Annotated in this window: 14 protein-coding genes, 1 rRNA gene and 1 pseudogene; 15 read left to right on the top strand and 1 reads right to left on the bottom strand. The window is 33.8% G+C overall.

Annotated features, from left to right (window positions below):
• The first annotated feature begins 110 nt into the window (after positions 1–110).
• From QTL86_RS18175 to QTL86_RS18125, 11 genes are all read left to right on the top strand, one after another.
• The gene (locus QTL86_RS18175) at positions 111–1,082 is read left to right on the top strand and encodes a hypothetical protein (RefSeq protein WP_410495663.1); all 972 of its coding nucleotides are present in this window, start codon (positions 111–113) and stop codon (positions 1,080–1,082) included.
• 2 nt (positions 1,083–1,084) lie between these two features.
• The gene (locus QTL86_RS18170) at positions 1,085–2,281 is read left to right on the top strand and encodes a hypothetical protein (RefSeq protein WP_410495662.1); all 1,197 of its coding nucleotides are present in this window, start codon (positions 1,085–1,087) and stop codon (positions 2,279–2,281) included.
• A 20-nt stretch (positions 2,282–2,301) separates the two neighbouring features.
• Positions 2,302–4,056, top strand: coding sequence for an ATP-binding protein (locus QTL86_RS18165; RefSeq protein WP_410495661.1), 1,755 nt, complete (start codon positions 2,302–2,304; stop codon positions 4,054–4,056).
• A gap of 70 nt (positions 4,057–4,126) precedes the next feature.
• On the top strand, positions 4,127–4,819 hold the full coding sequence (locus QTL86_RS18160; protein WP_410495660.1) for a response regulator transcription factor: 693 nt from the start codon (positions 4,127–4,129) through the stop codon (positions 4,817–4,819).
• Between the two features lie 208 nt (positions 4,820–5,027).
• Positions 5,028–5,528 carry a hypothetical protein gene (locus QTL86_RS18155; protein WP_410495659.1) on the top strand — a complete coding sequence of 167 codons (501 nt, stop codon included), beginning with the start codon at positions 5,028–5,030 and terminating at the stop codon, positions 5,526–5,528.
• 539 nt (positions 5,529–6,067) lie between these two features.
• Positions 6,068–6,556, top strand: coding sequence for a MarR family winged helix-turn-helix transcriptional regulator (locus QTL86_RS18150; RefSeq protein ID WP_410495658.1), 489 nt, complete (start codon positions 6,068–6,070; stop codon positions 6,554–6,556).
• On the top strand, positions 6,553–7,068 hold the full coding sequence (locus QTL86_RS18145; RefSeq protein WP_410495657.1) for a flavodoxin domain-containing protein: 516 nt from the start codon (positions 6,553–6,555) through the stop codon (positions 7,066–7,068). The genes QTL86_RS18150 and QTL86_RS18145 overlap by 4 nt, the downstream gene beginning before the upstream one ends.
• Positions 7,069–7,264: 196 nt before the next feature.
• Positions 7,265–7,654 carry an FMN-binding protein gene (locus tag QTL86_RS18140; RefSeq protein WP_410495656.1) on the top strand — a complete coding sequence of 130 codons (390 nt, stop codon included), beginning with the start codon at positions 7,265–7,267 and terminating at the stop codon, positions 7,652–7,654.
• A 260-nt stretch (positions 7,655–7,914) separates the two neighbouring features.
• Positions 7,915–9,282, top strand: a complete 1,368-nt coding sequence (locus QTL86_RS18135) for an MATE family efflux transporter (protein ID WP_410495655.1) — start codon at positions 7,915–7,917, stop codon at positions 9,280–9,282.
• 436 nt (positions 9,283–9,718) lie between these two features.
• Positions 9,719–11,243: ribosomal RNA gene (locus tag QTL86_RS18130) — 16S ribosomal RNA — on the top strand.
• Between the two features lie 696 nt (positions 11,244–11,939).
• Positions 11,940–13,724, top strand: a complete 1,785-nt coding sequence (locus tag QTL86_RS18125; protein WP_410495654.1) for a glycoside hydrolase family 9 protein — start codon at positions 11,940–11,942, stop codon at positions 13,722–13,724.
• A 177-nt stretch (positions 13,725–13,901) separates the two neighbouring features.
• On the opposite strand, the gene QTL86_RS18120 is transcribed toward QTL86_RS18125, so the two are convergent.
• On the bottom strand, positions 13,902–14,444 hold the full coding sequence (locus QTL86_RS18120) for a hypothetical protein (protein ID WP_127065112.1): 543 nt from the start codon (positions 14,442–14,444) through the stop codon (positions 13,902–13,904).
• Positions 14,445–14,663: 219 nt separating this feature from the next.
• On the opposite strand from QTL86_RS18120, the gene QTL86_RS18115 reads away from it, so the two are divergent.
• The 4 genes and pseudogenes from QTL86_RS18115 (at position 14,664) to QTL86_RS18100 (ending at position 19,775) form a co-directional block, all read left to right on the top strand.
• The gene (locus tag QTL86_RS18115) at positions 14,664–15,650 is read left to right on the top strand and encodes a LacI family DNA-binding transcriptional regulator (RefSeq protein WP_127065113.1); all 987 of its coding nucleotides are present in this window, start codon (positions 14,664–14,666) and stop codon (positions 15,648–15,650) included.
• Between the two features lie 221 nt (positions 15,651–15,871).
• A pseudogene (locus tag QTL86_RS18110) lies at positions 15,872–17,242 on the top strand (PTS transporter subunit EIIC).
• 126 nt (positions 17,243–17,368) lie between these two features.
• Positions 17,369–18,817, top strand: coding sequence for a glycoside hydrolase family 32 protein (locus QTL86_RS18105; RefSeq protein WP_127065115.1), 1,449 nt, complete (start codon positions 17,369–17,371; stop codon positions 18,815–18,817).
• Positions 18,804–19,775: a carbohydrate kinase family protein gene (locus tag QTL86_RS18100; RefSeq protein ID WP_190283468.1), complete on the top strand. Its 972-nt coding sequence runs from the start codon at positions 18,804–18,806 to the stop codon at positions 19,773–19,775. Before QTL86_RS18105 ends, QTL86_RS18100 begins: the two co-directional genes overlap by 14 nt.
• Positions 19,776–20,018: the final 243 nt, after the last annotated feature.

Raw genomic sequence — 20,018 nt, 5'->3', positions numbered from 1 at the left:
TATTTATATTTGAATATTAAGTTCTTAAGAAATCTTAATTCATAAAGGATAAAGATATTAAGAAACACCCGTTATGCTAATAGTAGAACAAGTAAGATAGGAGATAAAAAATGGCTAAAAGGGATTATAGAAGCTACAATATTCTTGGGGATGAGATGCAAAAAGAGATAGAACTACAAGATTTAGTCCAAGAAGATAGTAAAAATCAAGAGGTAGAACTTGATAAAGAAGAACAAAATAAATCGCATATAAATCAGCAAGCATTCCCTCATTTAGAGTCTGCAAAGCAAGCTAATACGACTCAAGAAATAAACATTTTGAAGAAAGAAACTAGTGATAGCAAACCATTTTTAGAAATGTCTATCACTCAAGAGGGTATAAATATAGATAATAATCAAACTAAGGAAGAAGCCAACTTAGTTCAAGAAAATGCAGAAGTAGCAGAGGAACTTGAAAAAAGTAAATCTACAGCTAGAAAAAGCCGTTTAAGTAAGATCAATGAAACTTTAGATAAAATAAGTACAAGTAAAATTAAATCAGAAAAAGTAGATTTAGCTAACCTATCTACTGAAAATATAAAGTCCTTTGAAAAAGAAATAACAGATTCTATGAGCAAAGAACAAACATATCATGAAAATCATAATACGTATAATATAAACAATGATAAGGAAGAAAAAATATATAATGATACTTCATTTTCAACTTATAAGGATAATTATCAAAAAAAGGAGCGAAGCAGATTTGTTAAATGGGGAATGCGTTTAGCGAAATTTATACTTATTTTAATGCTTTTACCTTTTATTGGGATTATTGGAAGTGTCATACTTACTTTTCTTGGATTTTTTATAGCTGGAATAGTAGGCTCTTTTGGTGTGGGAATATTCATTATAGGGATAACTAGCTTTTTTGCTACTCAAATTAGTGCATTATTAATTGCCCTTGGAATAACAAGTAGTATAACGGCTTTGGCCTTTGGTTCTATTTTAACCATCCTATTTATTATGATGATTAAACAAATAAGAAATCTAATACAAAGATATCGTAAGCCTAGAAGAATACGCACTAGTCAGGAGGGGAGATAGACATGAAGAAATGGCTTATTATTTTTAGCATAATATTTGGAATAGGCTTTATAACAAGTGCTGTTATCGCCGGACAAGTTTATTATAAAGAGCTCAATGCATATACAGACTATGATAAGCAGGACTTAGATATAAATGCTCTACAAAGTATTTATATTGATTCCCAGATTCCTGTCCAAGTAGAAGTAACTCAAGGAAAACCATACGTAGAGTTTAGCCAAAGCTTTACAGACCTACTAGGTATGGCACCTGAATTTGAATTAGAAGTAAAAACAAAAGGAAATAGCACCTATGTTAATTTGGAGCAAACTAAAGAAATAACAGTCTATATAGGAATTCAAGAGGATAAAGCAAGTCTTACAGTCTATTTACCTCAGAAGGCATATGATACGATACAGATAAAAAACAATGAGTATAGCTACTATAGTAAGTATAGAGATAATAACATTAACCTAGAAGATATAGATGTAAAAAAGTTTGAAATTGACATGGAATATTCAGAAGTAAAACTAAAAGGGAGTTATGAGCAAATATCAGCACATATCAATTCAGGAATATTAGAGATTCATTCTAATCAGCCAGCACAATTAGAGGTGCAAGGAAGAGTAAAAGCTAATTTAACAGGCCAGTACCAAGGTATTGATATACAAGATATAGAGAATAGAGAGATTTATGTAGAGTCAGAAATACCTACTAATATCAAACTATCAAGTAATTATTCTAATATTAAATTAAGAGGGAGATATGATAAGATTAACGTAGCAGGTTATAGTAATAGTATAGATGCTAAATCAGATAGTGTATGTAAGATTACCGTAGAAGATGAAAGTAGTATTATTAACTTAAATGGTGCTTTTAAAGAAATAGCACTCAATGGTGAACGTGCTTCTATAGATATACAAACAACAGTTGTACCTGAACACATTAAATTATTAGGTTATGTTACAGAGCCAGTTAATTTAACTTTACCTTCTAATATTGAAGGCTTCCAAGTGAAATATTTAGGTAATAACCAAACTGAAGACTATTATGAAGATAGAAACAAGGTATTAAGTGAATTTGATGTAATAGAAGGCATATCACCAAAAGGAGAGAAAATATACACCTATGGGGATGGTTCTACACCGATTACTTTAGAGGCTGACTCAGATTCTAGATTAGAGATTATAGATGGTGGCTATAGCAGTGAAGTACAATAGGCCTAAAAGAAGGTGAAATAGTGAAGATTAGAAGGAAAAAAGAACCCAAGCATATCAATAACCTACCTCTTAAGGAAAGAATAGGTAAGGTTTATGAAAGAGGAAAAACAACGGTTGGCAAACATTTATGGTTAGAATTATTAGCTATGGTGATATTGGCACTTATGGCAGCAACTGTTGTTTTCTTGGTAGTATCTCATTTTATTAATCGTACGGATATGGGAACAAATGAATATGTTACTTATACTGAAGGCAGAGAATACGTTCAAAATCAATTACTCAATATGGTACAAGAAATTAATAATTTAGAGGTATCAGATATTGGTAAGAATATTGATTATACTGCTTTAGAGGAAGCTATCCAATATGAAGATGAATATAGAATTGAGCAATTTTTAGGACTCAATGAAGAAGAGTTAAATGCAGGAAATAACAATAGAGAGTCAGCGCTAAGTGAACTTTATACCAAGTTATTGGAGTTGTATCATAATAATACCTGGAGTAAAGAAAATGTTGATCAGGCTATAACAGAGTATTTTACTTCTAGAGGAATGACAAAAGAGATACTAGTAGAAGCAAGAATAAAAGAGATATTAGATAATGCATTAGGTGACTATTTCTTTTATAGCGATTCTGTGACTTATTTAGTAGATGGTACAGGAAAGATTATGTATCAAGATGGTGTAGTGGATAGTTTGAATTTGATTAATGCTATTCAAAAAACCAATAATAGTGAGGCTAGTGGGGATAGTAGCAAATTTGTAGGTATTTATCCAGTTACTTTAAATAATGAAGTGTATTATTTATATAATGAAACGGCCATAGAACCTTTTTCACATACTGTTCATACAGACTTAGGTAATGTTCTAGGCTTTATTGCAGGTGCAGGTTTATTTATTTTAATCATTTTTAGATTAACTAGGGATAAGGTGGCTTATATTGAATATCTTTCAGAGTGCTTAGGAGAAATTTCAAAGGGTAATTTAAATTATAAAATAGAAGTAATAGGTGAAGATGAATTAGCGGAGGTGGCTCAATCTATCACTCACATGGAAAAAGAGTTAAAATATCAGATAGAAGCACAGATGCAAGCAGAAAAAAGTAAGAATGAACTTGTTACTAATGTAGCTCATGATCTTAGAACACCACTTACTTCTATTATAGGATATATTGGTTTAGTAAAAGATGGAGGGTTTCACGATAAAGAAGATCAAGTGAAGTACCTAGATATCGCCTATACTAAGGCTGAAAAATTAAAGGTATTAATTGAAGACCTTTTTGAACTAACTAAATTCCATCAACAAGCCATTAAATTAAAAAAAGAGAAAATTTCTTTGAGTAACTTAATGAATCAATTAATTGAGGAGCTCATGCCTTTAGCAAGTGATAAAAATATCGAGATAGAAACTTATATTGATAGTACAGGAACTACGGCAGAGGTAGATATTCAGAAGATGACAAGAGTATTTGAAAATCTTATTGAAAATGCCATTAAGTATAGTCCACAAGGAGAAGCTATATATGTGGAGCTCCGTGCTATAGGAGACAAAATTTACGTCGCAGTTAGTAATGCTTTTGAAAATATCTCACCAGAAGAGGTATCACTTTTCTTTGAACGCTTTTATAGAGCAGATAAATCTAGGAATAGCATGGCAGGAGGAAGTGGTTTAGGGCTAGCCATTGCTAAAAATATAGTAGAGTTACATGGTGGTGAAATAGGAGCGACTATTAATGAAGATTTAATTAGCTTTAAAATAGGATTACCTAGGACATAATAAAGGCACTATACATTGAAAGTAGTAATATAAACCATAATATGGGGCAATAAGCAAATGAGGTGATTAAATGGGGCAAGAAACAATACTCATAGTAGATGATGAAAAAGAAATAAGGGATTTAATAGAAATCTATTTGAAAAATGAGGGCTATATAGTAGAGAAAGCAGGGACAGGTCTAGAGGCACTGCAGTTAGTAGAGGAGAGACAGATAGACCTTATTATATTAGATGTTATGATGCCAGTAGTAAATGGGATAGATGCTTGCATCAAGATTAGAGAACAATATAATACGCCGATTATTATGCTTTCAGCTAAGGTAGAGGACATTGATAAAATATTAGGCCTTTCAGTTGGAGCAGATGATTACCTCGCAAAACCGTTTAATCCACTAGAGCTTATTGCTAGGGTAAAGGCTCAGCTTCGTCGATTTACTAAGTTAAATACGGCACATACAAGTAGTAAGGTTTTAGAGCAAGACGGATTAACGCTTAATTTAGAAACAGGTAAGGTGCATAAGAATGGAGAGGAAATTAATCTTACACCTACTGAATTAAGTATATTAAAACTTTTATGGATGAATAAAGGTATGGTGTTTAAAATAGAGACGATTTATGAACGTGTATGGGGTCAAGAGTATTTTGATAATAATAACACAGTGATGGTTCATATTAGGAAGCTAAGGGAGAAAATAGAAGAAAATCCTAGAACGCCTGATTATATTTACACGGTATGGGGTGTAGGCTATAAGTTTGGAGAATAGAAGGGATATAGAAGAGATGGACATTTTAGAAAGTCCATCTCTTTTATATCTTACAAGTGATGTTAAGATTGCGTCAAGAAACTGCATAATGGATTGACTGTATAAATAGAATCTATATAATATATAAAAATATAAAAAAGTTAGAAAGTAAGCTGGAGTAGGTCTGAGAATAAGGTTAGAAAGTACGGGGAAAGGGAGAAGAGAATAGATGAAGAAAGCAAAATTAATTTTTAAGATAGTGGGGTTATTTGCTTTAATAGGCACAATTTCAACAATTGTACTATTTTTAATGTGGAAACAAAATGAGATTATTAAAAGAGATGGTATACGTTTACCTTATTTAGATGATGTAACACGTTTTGAAGTACATTATCCTTATAATTGGGAAACTGCAAAAGGTAAGGTAAAGCAAGAAGATAAAAAGGGTATTTGTATCTATGTAAATGAGGATGAAAAGGAAACTATTTATTGTTATTATACTGATCAACCTATTGAATTAGAAAAAACAGATTCTGACAGTACAATTTTTGAAACCACAAATGGTTTAAGAGGCAACATGTTTATTAAGGAAGAAAATGAACGCAAAATTATAGATCTAGTATTTGAAGGTCAAAAATATGGTATACATATAGACGTATCTAAGCAAAATTGGCAGCAAAATGAGGATGCCATTATGAAGATAATGAAATCCTTTATAATTATTCAATAGCCCAAAAGTTCATATAAGGTGTTGAGTTATTTAATCTTAGAACATTAAGATGCTAATAAAGCGCCTATTTATACTTAAGTATTATATCATGCTTAGTGGGAGAAGCTGAGCAATTATGCACTGTGAGTTTAAAAAGGTTAAGATTTGCAGGTAATCAGAAGTTTGAGACCCTGCATTATTTTTTTGTTGAAAAGCAATGTTTTCTTATTTTAGAGATATTTATATTGAGAATATATCTAGCTATATTTATATGTTAGATTAGATAACATGGCTTTTAATAAAAAAACCATCTATAGACTTTGTAATATGGAATAGATGTAAATAGAAAATTAATTATTGTATTATTTAAGAGGGTAAAGCATTAATAGATAATAAAAATAATACTAGGTCATAACGATGAATTGAATGGGATTTTAAATATAGGAATAAATATTAATTAAATATAAAATATTATAAAAATATTGACTTACAATAAGAAAGGTAATATATTACGTACAAAGGTAATATATTACCTTTCTTATTTACTTAGGAGGAGTAGTATGGCAAAACAAGTAGCTATAGATATACAGGAGATAGGACCTAGTAAGTTTATATTCGCGGTACTTCATGTATTAGCTAATAAGATTCAAGGGGTTGCAGATAGAGGGCCGGGGGATATCAGCTTAAAGCAGTGGTTACTAGTCATTATGATTCTTCAATTTGAAGAAGAACCACCTACTTTAACTCAAGTTTCTGAAGCATTAGGAAGTTCGAGACAAAATGTAAAGCAGCTAGCCTTAAAGTTACTAGATAAAGGTCTTATAAAAATGGAAAAAGATTCAAATGATGCTAGGATCTTAAGACTAAGAGTATGTCCTAAGTGTTATGAATATTTCCAGGGAAAACTTGTATATCAAGAACATTTTCTAGAATTACTGTATAAAGACATACCAGAAGAAGAAATACAAGTGACAGCCCGATGCTTACAAAGACTATTAGAAAATATAATAAAAATGGAAGAGCTAGTAAATGGAGGTTATGAAATATGAAAACATTAGTGGTTTATGCATCAAAACATGGTGCAACAAAAGTAGGAGCAGAACGTATAGCAAAAGGACTTGAAGGTGAAGTACAGCTTGTTAGTATAAAGGATAAGAGTGATATTGTTTTAGATAACTATGAGAAAGTTATATTAGGTACACCTATTTATGCAGGAATGATTAATAAAGATATTAAAAGCTTTTGTGAAGCTCATATGGACATTTTAAAAACTAAAAAAGTAGCCCTTTATTTTTGCTGTATGGATTCTAGCCAAATAGAAAATTATCTTAAAAATAATTTCACAGAAGAATTTATTAAAAATTTAACTGCTGTAGAAAGTTGCGGAGGTGCCTTTTACTTTAAAAAAATGAATTTCTTTGAAAAATTTATTATAAAGAAAATAACAGAATCCAAAGAAAAGACAAAAGAAAATCCACCTAAAGTAGATACTAAAGTAGATATAGAGCTTTTTGATGAAGAAAGAATTAGCAAATTTACAACAGCACTTAATCAAGTATAGGAGCTTCTAGTTATTAATAAGGGGATAGAAATTATTATAACTATTAATACAACTATAAATTAGAAACATTAAAGTATAGTAAACATTATGGATATGAATTAAAGCATAAAGCTCCTACTCTAAGTATGGATTAGATGATTCAAGTTATTAGAGTGTTAGTAGTAAGCTACTGGAAAGAAAGATCAGGGGAGAAAATATGAAAAAAGGAATAAAAATTATTATTGGGGCAATTTGTGGTATAGTGATTATAGGAGGAGGTATTACAGTTGGGGTAACAAAAGATATTCCAGCAATGTGTAATACACCCGTTAACAAAATTAATATATCAGAGATCCCAGATGGAACCTATGAAGGGAAATTTGAATATAGCAGGTGGTTAAGTGAAGTCGAAGTGAAAGTTGAAGGTGGTAAGATTATAGCGATTGAAAGGCTATCAAATCCACTTATACCAGATGTAAGTAAAAATCTCTTTGAACAAATTATAGATAAGCAACAAGTAGATATAGACGCAGTATCTGGAGCCACAGCTACTTCTAAAGCCTACTTAAAGTCTGTAGAAATAGCTCTAAGCAAAACAAGAAATTAGTTCTATAACTAAACTTTCTATTATATATAGTTAAAAATAGGAGACCTTGCTAGTAAAATGAGAAGGTCTCCTATATGTATTTAATTCAAGATTTATATTGCTTTTTAGTCTGAGTATGTGACATACTCAAAAAGATACATTGTTAATAATATTCACAGAAACACACATGAGAGTAGTGCGTGGTAAAAAGATGAAGAAGTATGAAAGAATAGTATTTTACAGCAAATCTAAGGAGTAAATTAACAAAGAAGGGAAATGGTATGGGACAAAGAATAGATCTGACAACAGGTTCAATAACAGGAAAACTTATTAAATTAGCGATACCCATTATGGGGGTATCTTTTATTCAAACAGCATATAGTTTGATAGATATGATTTGGATAGGGAAGATAGGGAGTAATGCAGTAGCAGCTGTAGGAACAGCGGGATTTTTTACATGGTTAGCAGAAGCCTTTATTATGATTACAAAATTAGGTGTAAGCATTAAGGTTTCTCAAAGTATAGGCAGTAAAGATTATAAGAAAACAAAGAAGTATATTACTAGTGCACTGCAGATGAATACCATTCTAGCACTCTTATATGGTTTTTTCTTAATCTTATTTAATAAGCAACTTATAGATTTCTTTACTTTAGGGGATGCCGAGGTCATAAGTATGGCTAGAACATACCTAGTAACAGTTTCAGCAGCAATGCTATTTTTCTTTACTGGTCCAGTATTTAGTGGGATTTTTAATGGTTTAGGAGATAGTAAAACACCATTTATTATTAATACTATTGGTCTTATATTTAATATAGTATTCGATCCGGTTCTTATATTTGGATTGTTTGGTTTTCCTAAGCTAGGTGTATTAGGAGCAGCTCTTGCTACTGTTGTAGCTCAAATGGTAGTAACGTTATGTTTTATAATAGTGATTTTGAAAAGGAAACTAGATTATTTTGTTCTTAAGGTTTTTGCAAAACCAGATTGGCAAGTTATTAGAGAAATCACACATATAGGTTTACCAGGAGCTATTCAGAGTGGATTATTCACAGTTTTTTCGATGATTATTGGTCGTATTGTAGCACACTGGGGGCCAGTTCCTATTGCAGCACAAAAAATTGGCTCACAGATAGAATCTATCTCGTGGTTAACAGCAGGAGGATTTTCTACAGCTGTTGCTACTTATGTAGGCCAAAATTATGGTGCAGGTAAAAAGGAACGTATAGGTAAGGGTGTTAAAATTACAATGTTAATGGCTCTGAGTGTAGGATTATTCTCTACGGTACTGCTGATTTTTGGAAGGGAATTATTAATGAGAATTTTCGTTTCAGAGATAGAAACTATTAAGGTTGGTATGCAATATCTTCTCATATTAGGGTATTCTCAATTATTTATGTGTGTAGAAATTACAATAACAGGTGCATTTAATGGAATGGGTAGGACGTACTTACCTAATTTCACAAGTATACTATTAACAGGGGCACGCATACCATTAGCAATAATACTATGTAGACCATTAGGATTAGATGGTGTGTGGTGGAGTATAAGTATAACTAGTATTGTAAAAGGTATTGTTTTGGCAAGCACTTATCTGTATTTAAAACATAAGGATAAGTTAATAAGATTAGATAACAAGTTAATTATTTAAAAAGTGAACTCTTCTGCTTTATTAAATAGAAGCATCTTCACATTATAGTTTTTAAAAGACTATTTTATAAGGGACTATTTATAAAGTAGTAGAGTCTCTTTATTAAAAGAGAGAAGAAAAATGAGGGATAGATAGAAAGAATGAGGTATTAAGGAGTATAGTTATAGAATCCATTTATATTTCATAAAGAAACTCTAAAAAGTTTTAAAAAAGTGTTGACTTCTTATTAGTAATACTGTAATATTATACGAGTCGGCAGCGAAAAAAGCTGCTAATAAAAGGCATTAAGCCTTGATAAACAAACAACAAATGAACTTTGAAAACAAAATAGTAACTATAAACCAGTCGATTCATTACGTCTCTAAAAGAGATGAGAATCAGTACAACTTGTACTAAGTAAAATAGTCAGTAGTAGAGATACTACACGGACAAACTTTTATATGAGAGTTTGATCCTGGCTCAGGATGAACGCTGGCGGCGTGCTTAACACATGCAAGTCGAACGAAGTGATAGGAGCTTGCTCCTAGAACTTAGTGGCGGACGGGTGAGTAACGCGTGGGTAACCTGCCCTATGCAGGGGGATAACGTTTGGAAACGAACGCTAATACCGCATAAACTATCGGTAATCGCATGATTATTATAGTAAAGATTTATCGGCATAGGATGGACCCGCGTTGGATTAGCTAGTTGGTGAGATAACAGCCCACCAAGGCGACGATCCATAGCCGGCCTGAGAGGGTGAACGGCCACATTGGGACTGAGACACGGCCCAAACTCCTACGGGAGGCAGCAGTGGGGAATATTGCACAATGGGCGCAAGCCTGATGCAGCGACGCCGCGTGAAGGAAGAAGGTCTTCGGATTGTAAACTTCTATCAGCAGGGAAGAAAAAATGACGGTACCTGACTAAGAAGCTCCGGCTAACTACGTGCCAGCAGCCGCGGTAATACGTAGGGAGCGAGCGTTATCCGGATTTACTGGGTGTAAAGGGTGCGTAGGCGGTTTGTTAAGTCAGAAGTGAAATTTAGGGGCTCAACCTCTAAGCTGCTTCTGAAACTGATGAACTAGAGTGTGGGAGAGGAAAGTGGAATTCCGAGTGTAGCGGTGAAATGCGTAGAGATTCGGAGGAACACCAGTAGCGAAGGCGGCTTTCTGGACCATAACTGACGCTGAGGCACGAAAGCGTGGGGAGCAAACAGGATTAGATACCCTGGTAGTCCACGCTGTAAACGATGAATGCTAGGTGTCGGGGCTTACGGGTCTCGGTGCCGAAGTTAACACATTAAGCATTCCACCTGGGAAGTACGATCGCAAGATTGAAACTCAAAGGAATTGACGGGGACCCGCACAAGCGGTGGAGCATGTGGTTTAATTCGAAGCAACGCGAAGAACCTTACCTAAACTTGACATCCCGATGACCGAAGGGTAATGCCTTCTTTCCTAGCTTGCTAGGACATTGGTGACAGGTGGTGCATGGTTGTCGTCAGCTCGTGTCGTGAGATGTTGGGTTAAGTCCCGCAACGAGCGCAACCCCTATCTTTAGTAGCCAGCATTAAGTTGGGCACTCTAGAGAGACTGCCAGGGATAACTTGGAGGAAGGTGGGGATGACGTCAAATCATCATGCCCCTTATGTTTAGGGCTACACACGTGCTACAATGGCTGCTACAAAGGGAAGCGATCTCGCGAGAGTCAGCAAACCTCAAAAAAGCAGTCCCAGTTCGGATTGTAGTCTGCAACTCGACTACATGAAGTTGGAATCGCTAGTAATCGCGAATCAGAATGTCGCGGTGAATACGTTCCCGGGTCTTGTACACACCGCCCGTCACACCATGGGAGTTGGGGGGGCCCAACGCCGGTGACCCAACCCTTCGGGGAGGGAGCCGTCTAAGGCAAAACCAATAACTGGGGTGAAGTCGTAACAAGGTAGCCGTATCGGAAGGTGCGGCTGGATCACCTCCTTTCTAAGGATAGAAATCGTTGGTTTAGTAGTTACTATTTTGTTTTGAAAGTTTGTTTGTGAACGATATTTAACGATATGATAAATAGGCGTAAGCTCAGTGCTTACGCCTATTTTATTTGTTCCAAACTAGTATTTAATCAATGTAATTTTGGAGGCTTAGTTACTATGATCCGTAGTACCGTTCCCTAGGATACCTAGAGCATAATAACAAGACCTAGAAAAAGTATTCAGTTGACTATTTACCAGTAGGGAACTCATAAAATCAAACCATGTTAGGGGCCCGAATGACTTTATGCTTTGGTTAGTGTAAAAAGTTGAAGTAGTCGAATAAGATAGCTCACTTACTAACCAAGACTTACATGACTGCAAGGAGAGGAGCTGACTACAAAAGTAGCTGAGAGGTATCTCTTGGGGTGCTAAAAAGAAAAGGTTGTTAATTTAGTTTGAAATCTTATTTACTTCACTTATATATATGTGAGTAGAAGGGATTATCCCTAAATAAATTTTAAAATTCTTTTAGGGTAATGTTTAAAAACGGATGAGTAATTATCATCCTTATAGGAGTTAACGTTTTTGCGCGTTAGGATGAAAAATATATTAAAAATTTTTCTTATCATATTATAAAGAAGCAACAAGAAAGTCTATTTTGCTATACAAAGATATCTAATATAATGTAAAAAATAGGGGGATGAGAAAAATGAAGATAAAGGAAATATTTATTATATATCTTAGCATAAGCATAGGAGCATTAACAGGCTGCAATGTGCAAGAAAAAACATCTCAAGACATAACAGTTCAAGTTACGGAAGAAAAGACAATAGTAAAAGACGGAGATGGGATAGGGGCTAATAAAGCGTTAATTTCACAGGAACCTGATGCAGAGAAAAATGTTATCTTAAATCAGTTGGGATATTTGCCTAATGATATAAAAAAGGTTGTTTTTAGAGGTGAAAAAGTAGGGAAAAAGTTTAGCGTTATTTCAATAAATACTAATGAAATTGTGTATACAGGAGAAGTGGGTAATAAAATCTATAGCCCAGCAGCAGATGAGACTAATTATATAGGAGATTTTTCTGAAGTTACTAAGGAAGGTGTATATAAAATTATCACCGATACGTCAGGAGAATCTTATCAATTTAAAATAGGTCAAGGAATTTACAAAGAGGCGTTTGAAGATGCATTAAGGTTTTTTTATTTACAAAGATGTGGGCAGGATATTCCAAAGGAATATGGAGATACGTGGGCTCATCAGGCTTGTCATACTGAAATGGCAACAATATATGGTAGTGATAAAAAAATAGATGTTTCTGGAGGTTGGCATGATGCAGGTGATTATGGACGTTATGTGGTAGCAACGTCTAAAGCGGTAGCGGATTTGCTTTTGGCGTATGAAACTAATAAGGAAGCTTTTGATGATAATCTCAATATACCGGAAAGTGGAAATGGTATACCTGATGTATTAGATGAAGTTAGATATCAACTTGTATGGCTTTTAAAGATGCAGAACCAAGAGAATGGAGGAGTATATCATAAGGTGACAGGAGCTAACTTTCCAGGGTATATCATGCCACAGCTAGAAATATCAGACCTTATTGTTTGTCCAATTTCAACTACGGCTACCGGAGATTTTGCAGCTGTGATGGCTATGGGACATGAAGCTTATAAAGAAATAGATAGTGAACTAGCAGATGAATGTCTTAAGGCAGCACAAAAAGCATGGGTATATCTGGAGCAGGCTCCTAATAGTAATTTTAAAAATCCAACAGGCATTCTGACTGGTGAGTATGGAGATAGCGATGATTTAGATGAAAGACTATGGGGCGCAGTAGAGCTATTTAAAGTAACTAATGATGAAAAATATCATGATAAGATAAAAGGGATTGTAAAAGATATAAATAGACTTGATTGTAGATATGGCTGGCAAGGTGTGGCCGAATATGCTATTGATACTTATATTAATCTGCCAAATGCAGATGATGGAGTACTTCAGGTTTTAAAAGAGAATCTAAAGATGACAGGGGACTTTTTTCTTTCTGCAGCAAAACAAGATGGATATAATGTGTATAATAAACAGGATATATATTACTGGGGAAGTAATATGAATGTACTAAGTTTAGCGCTTCTTTATGCACATGCCAGTGAGATATTTGATGAACAGGAATATATAGAATATGCTAATGAACAGATCAATTATTGTTTTGGAAAAAATCCAATGGATATGTCTTATGTAACAGGATATGGAACAGTGTATCCTAAATTCCCTCACCATAGACCTTCTGTAGCCAAGGAAAAGACGATTCCAGGTATGATTGTAGGAGGACCTAATACAGGAAGAGAAGATAATATTGCTAAACAAGATTTAGGAGCAGCACCAGCTACTAAATGCTACATTGATAATAGAGAGAGTTACTCAACAAATGAAGTCGATATTTATTGGAATTCTACACTGATTTATGCATTGGCAAAATTAGGAAGAGTATAAGAAAAGTATAGGTTTTAATGTAATAATATTTTAATACTTAGGAAGTTAAGAACAATATTGTTATGTAAAAAAATAAACATATCATAAATGAGATATGTTTATTTTTAAATGAAATGATTGAATATAGGTTAGCTCGTTTATAATTTAAACAAAGAAAATAAAATCTAAGGAATTATTTTAAAAGATAAGATGTTCTTCTGTTAAAGGTGTGGTTTGAGAATTGATTTGGACAGCTTTGATAAGTTTAAAAAGTTCTCTTTTAGTATATTCTGTTTGACGATCAAAAGAGCGCATACTCATATAGCTAGCAAGCACACAAAGGGCTACTAAGGGTAAGAAGACTAGATCCATAAAAAGAGACTGAGGAGCTACAATTGTTAAAACAATAGCTGTCAGAAATAAAATCATCCCAATTATACATTCGATGTAGAATAAAGCCAATGTAATCGGATGAAATCGTTGTTCAATATGGATGATATGGTCATCTTCGGCATTCTTAGTTCCTATTGTAATAAGGTTGAAGCCACTTTTTTTATTAAGATTACTTTCTTGATGTAATACCTTATAAATTTCAAAATGTCCTTCGCCAACATTACTAATAAAGGGACAGTGCCTTTTATCAAATATGCTTTCTGTAGTTTGATTACTGAGAGTATTTTTAACCTCATCAAAGGATAAACAAGAGTATACTGTAAAAGTCCTAGAGGGTATAAATTTCATATAATTACCTCCTTTAAATAATGATTCTTCATAGTGAGATTATAACAGAAGTTAAGTGTGTTTTAGTGTTAAGATGTCATAAAGCTTGTAATAAGGGGTTTGGTACAAACTATCATAAAAGAGTATGCTATTAATATAAGTATAGTGCATAAAATATTGAATATATCTGTAAAAAGCATAATAATAAAATTAAAGGGAGAGACTATAGGAGGAAAGATATTGAATATTAGTGAAATAGCAAAGATAGCAGGCGTATCTAGTGCAACAGTATCTAGATATTTAAATAATGGGTATGTAAGTGAAGATAAAAAAGAGAAGATAAGAATGATTATAGAGCAAACAGGCTATGTTCCATCTTCTCAAGCTCAAATGTTAAGAACAAGAAAAACTAAGCTAATAGGTGTCATTTTACCTAAGATAAGTTCGGAAACGATTGGAAAGGTTGTTGATGGTATTAGTGAGAAGTTAGCCAGTTCAGGGTATCATATTATCCTTGCTAATACAGATAATAATATAGAACAGGAGTTGGAGTATTTAAATATCTTTAGAAATAATCAAGTAGATGGACTGATTTTTATTGCTACGATTATTAATAATAAACATAAAAAACTATTAAAGGAAATGCCCATACCAGTTGTCATTATCGGTCAAGAGTTAGAAGGATATTGCTGCGTTTATCATGACGATTATAATGCTGCTAAATCTTTGGTTAATGAAATAATTAGGGCGGGGTGCAAAAAGCTTGCTTATATTGGAGCACCCTCAAAGGATAAGGCGGCAGGATTAAGTAGAAAGAAAGCCTTTCTTGAAGCAATCGAGACTAATAGTGAAAAAGTAGAAGCTGTAGCCTTAGAAGAGGGACCATTTTCTATGGAATCAGGATATGAGCTGACGAAGAAGGTATTAGCAGGTCATCCAGAAATAGATGGTATTTTTTGTGCTACAGATACAATTGCAGTAGGTGCCATTGAGGCTATTAAAGAAGAGGGGAAAGCTATTCCGGAAGAAATCTCAATAGTAGGTATGGGAGATACTAAGCTTTCTAAGGTTGTTTCGCCAAAACTTACTACGGTGAAGTACTATTATAGGATCAGTGGAGTCGAAGGAGCAAGTATGCTACTAGATATGATTGAACAAAATCAAACATATAATAAGAAAATTAAATTGGGTTATGAAATAATTGGAAGAGAATCTGTAAAAATATAGTATTGCTAGGCAAAGTGCACAAATAAATAACGAGATTTTGTTTAAATAATTAGTTTATAAATACAGTAAAATACCGTATAATAAAACCAATATATGAAATCGATTTCACATATGCATTAATAATTATACAAGGTGGATTAAAATAATATTAGTTGGGATATTGTTCTGTTTAAAACAATATAATATGAAATCAATTTCACTATGACAGCAGGAGGACAACTATGGATTATAAACAAGCCGCCCTACAAGTTCTAGAAGGAATCGGGGGCAAGGACAATCTCGTATCAGGTGCACATTGCGCTACAAGATTACGTTTGGTATTAGCAGATAATAGTCGTTTGAATAAAAAGGCTATTGAAGAGGTGGATGGTGTAAAAGGTGTTTTTGAAGCACAAGGACAAGTACAAATTATTTTTGGGACAGGAATAGTTAATAAAGTCTTTGATGAGTTTTCAAAAGCGGCAAAAATAGAAACAGCCACAAAGGAAGAAGTGAAACAAGCAGCAACAGCTAAAATTAGTCCATTTAAACGTGCTATTAAAACGCTAGGTGATGTTTTCGTACCTATTATTCCAGCTATTGTAGCTAGTGGGTTGTTAATGGGACTATTAGAAGGTTTAGGTAAGGCATTTCCTGGCTTATCAGCCTCTGATACATTTACATTACTTTCATTGTTTGCTAATGCGGCTTTTGTTTTCCTGCCTATTTTAATTGCAATTAGTACAGCTAAAGTATTTGGTGGAAACTTATTTTTAGGTGCAGTTATTGGGATGATTATGATTCACCCAAACCTTATTAATGCATGGAATGTAGCAGGTATGGAGAGCATACCTCAGTTTTCAGTGTGGTTTGGTTTGTATGATATTGGACAAGTGGGATACCAAGGACATGTTATTCCGATTGTTATCTCTGTATGTTTTATGAGTAAGTTAGAGAAGAAACTGCATCAATTTGTACCAGAGGTAATTGATTTATTTGTAACACCACTTATAACAGTATTAGTAACAGGATATCTTGCTTTAACTGTAATAGGCCCGGTGTTTGCATTTGCTGAGAACTAGGTATTAGTAGGTGTACAGTGGCTTATTGCAATTCCATTTGGTATTGGTTCGCTTTTAATGGGTGGAGCATATGCTACAACAGTAGTATCAGGTGTTCATCACATGTATAATGTTATTGAAGCAGGAATGATTAGTGCAGATGGTATTAATACATGGATGCCAATTGCTTCAGCTGCGAACGTAGCACAAGGAGCAGCAGCACTTGCAGTAGCACTAAAAGTAAGAGATAAAAAAATTAAAGCACTGGCAATTCCAGCATCCTTATCAGCATTTCTAGGTATCACGGAGCCTGCAATCTTTGGGGTTAATATCCGTTATATGAAACCGTTTATTGCTGGTTCGATTGGTGGAGCGTGTGGAGCTTTAGTAGCTTCTATCTTTAATGTGGGAGCAACAGCTTATGGTGTAACAGGTGTATTCGGATTTTTGATAACAACTAATTCAGCTTTTGGCTATTTATTAACTTTAGTTGTATCTGCATCAGTAGCGTTCGTTATTTCTTGGGTGCTAGGAATAGATGAGAATAAATAGACAAAAATAAATAAGTATAGTATAGCTATAGACAGATTTCATTTTTGTTTTAAAAATATATAAGGACTGTCACATATCACATTCGATAGTGTCAGTCCTTTATAGTATGGGAAGGGGATTTAGACGGTGAATTCGACACATAAGGATTTAAAAAAAGTAATTAAGATAATAGAACAATTAGATGGACCTAGAGTAAAAAAAGATAAATGGAGATTAGGATTTCACTTAATGCCTCCAATAGGTTGGTTAAATGATCCTAATGGACTTTGTTATTTTAAGGGAAAGTATCATGTGTTTTTTCAATACTCCCCCTTTGACCCAAAAGGTGGTATTAAAGTCTGGGGACATTATACGAGCCCTAATTTAGTGGACTGGACATATGAGGGAACGCCTTTACTAGCGGACCAAGCAGAAGATTGCCATGGTGTATACTCAGGTAGTACATTTGTTGAAGATGATAAAGCATATATATATTACACAGGGAATGTAAAAAGATTAGGAGACTTCGACTATGACTATATAGGAAGAGAAGCAAATACCATGCTTGTTGAAACACAAGATATGAAATACTTTGAGCCAAAACAATGTATTATGACTAACAAAGATTATACTGAAAAAATGAGTTGCCATGTAAGAGATCCTAAAGTATGGAAAGAAGGAGACACCTACTATATGGTTCAAGGCGCTAGAACTAAAGAAGATAGGGGACAGGTCTTGGTTTTTGAATCAAAGGATAAGAAGAAGTGGAAGCTAATTAATGAGATAACCTCTGAGGAAAGATTCGGTTATATGTGGGAGTGCCCTGACTTATTTAAAGTGGATGGCACTACTATATTAAGTATTTCGCCACAAGGTGTAGAGAAGCAAGGATTTGAGTTTTGGAATGTTTATCAATCAGGTTACTATGTGATAGATGGAGATTTTAGAAGTACGTATAGTTTAAATAATTTTTGTGAGTTAGACAGAGGTTTTGATTTCTATGCACCTCAAACATTTCAAGATGAAAAGGGAAGAAGAATTCTAATTGGTTGGATGGGGTTACCGGATTGTGAACCTGAATATCATAACCCAACAATAGAAAAAGGATGGCAACATTGTTTAACAATACCAAGAGAGCTTCATTTTAAAGGAGGAAAGCTTTTTCAAAATCCTGTTAAGGAAATAGAAAGTTTAAGAAAACAATGTATTATTAATAATATAGAAGGAAAAGAAACATTATCGGCATATAGTTTAAGTGAGGTTATTGTAACGGATATTAATAGTGAAAGTGGTCTTAGCTTAATTATTAATGAAGATGTATCTCTAACTTTTGATGCAGCAGATGAGACCTTTACTTTAGAATTTTTAAATGCAACTGGAGCAGGTAGAACAAAACGTATAGTAAGCCTAAAAGAACTACGAAACTTACGTGTGTTTTGTGATTATTCAGCTCTTGAGATTTTTATAAATGAAGGACAAGAAGTATTTGCCACCAGGTATTACCCGGAACAAAGAAAAAATAGTATAGAGGTAACATGTTGTAAGGCAACTGTGGCAGTATGGGAACTAGGAGAGATGAAATATGATGAAGCGTAAATTAATTGCTATCGGAGAAGCTCTAATTGATTTTATCCCAGGGAAATCGGGAGTAGGAATTAAGAAAGTGGAAAGCTTTGCGCCTAAAGTAGGAGGGGCACCAGCTAATGTATGTGGAGCCTTTTCGAAATTAGGCGGAGACTCTATGATGCTTACAAAGTTAGGAAAAGATGCATTTGGTGATAAAATTATAGAAGAGTTAAGTGGCCATGGCATAGATGTAAGCAATATCTTGCGTACAACAGAAGCTAATACAGCCCTAGCGTTCGTATCTTTAGCAGAAGACGGAAATAGGGAGTTTTCGTTTTATCATAATCCAAGTGCGGACCTACTTTTAAAACCAGAGGAAATAAAAGCAGAATGGTTTAAAGAAAGTTTTGCTCTTCATTTTTGCTCAGTAGATTTAGTCCCTAGTTCAATGAAAGAAGCACACAAAAAAACAATAGATTTGGCTAGTAAATGCGGAGCATTAATAAGTTTTGATCCTAACATACGATTTCCACTATGGGAGAGTAAAGAAGCTCTTAGAGATACGATACTCGAATTTATTCCAAAAGCTAATATTCTAAAGATTTCAGATGAGGAATTAGAATTTATTACAGGTTATAAAACAATAGAGGATGCTAAGGATATTTTATTTGCGGGTGGAGTAAAGCTTGTTTTATTCACTAAAGGTGGAGATGGCGCTGAAGCTTATACATTAACTCAAAAAGTTAATGTACCATCTAATAAAGTAAAAGCAGTAGATACTACCGGTGCTGGTGATGGATTTATTGGAGCCTTTTTGTACAAATTAATGGAATCAGGAATTGATATAAATAATATAAGTGACTTAAGCAGAGACAATTTAATAGAATATCTACGTTTTGCTAATCGTTTTTGCGAGCATAGTGTATTAGTAGAAGGAGCAATAGCTTCTTACCCTGACCACCATCAAATGATGAAATATATGAAGTAGTATATTTAAAGAAAAGTAGAGACAGTGTTTATCTTTTTCTATTTACTTAGGAATAAAGCCCTTAGAAATCAAAATATAAAAAATGCAAAATAAATGAGAGACATCAGAGACAAATTAATATTTGTTAAAGAGGTCTCTCGTTTATTTTACATAAAATAAAAATAACCGTTTATAATAGCAACGGAAGAATTATAAAAGGAAAATTGACGATTAATTTTAAACAGATAGTATTTGGGGCCTGAA

This window comes from Cellulosilyticum sp. ST5, from assembly GCF_046529625.1.
GTDB classification, from domain to species: Bacteria; Bacillota; Clostridia; order Lachnospirales; family Cellulosilyticaceae; genus Cellulosilyticum; species Cellulosilyticum lentocellum.
This window is presented reverse-complemented; position numbering and strand designations above follow the sequence as displayed.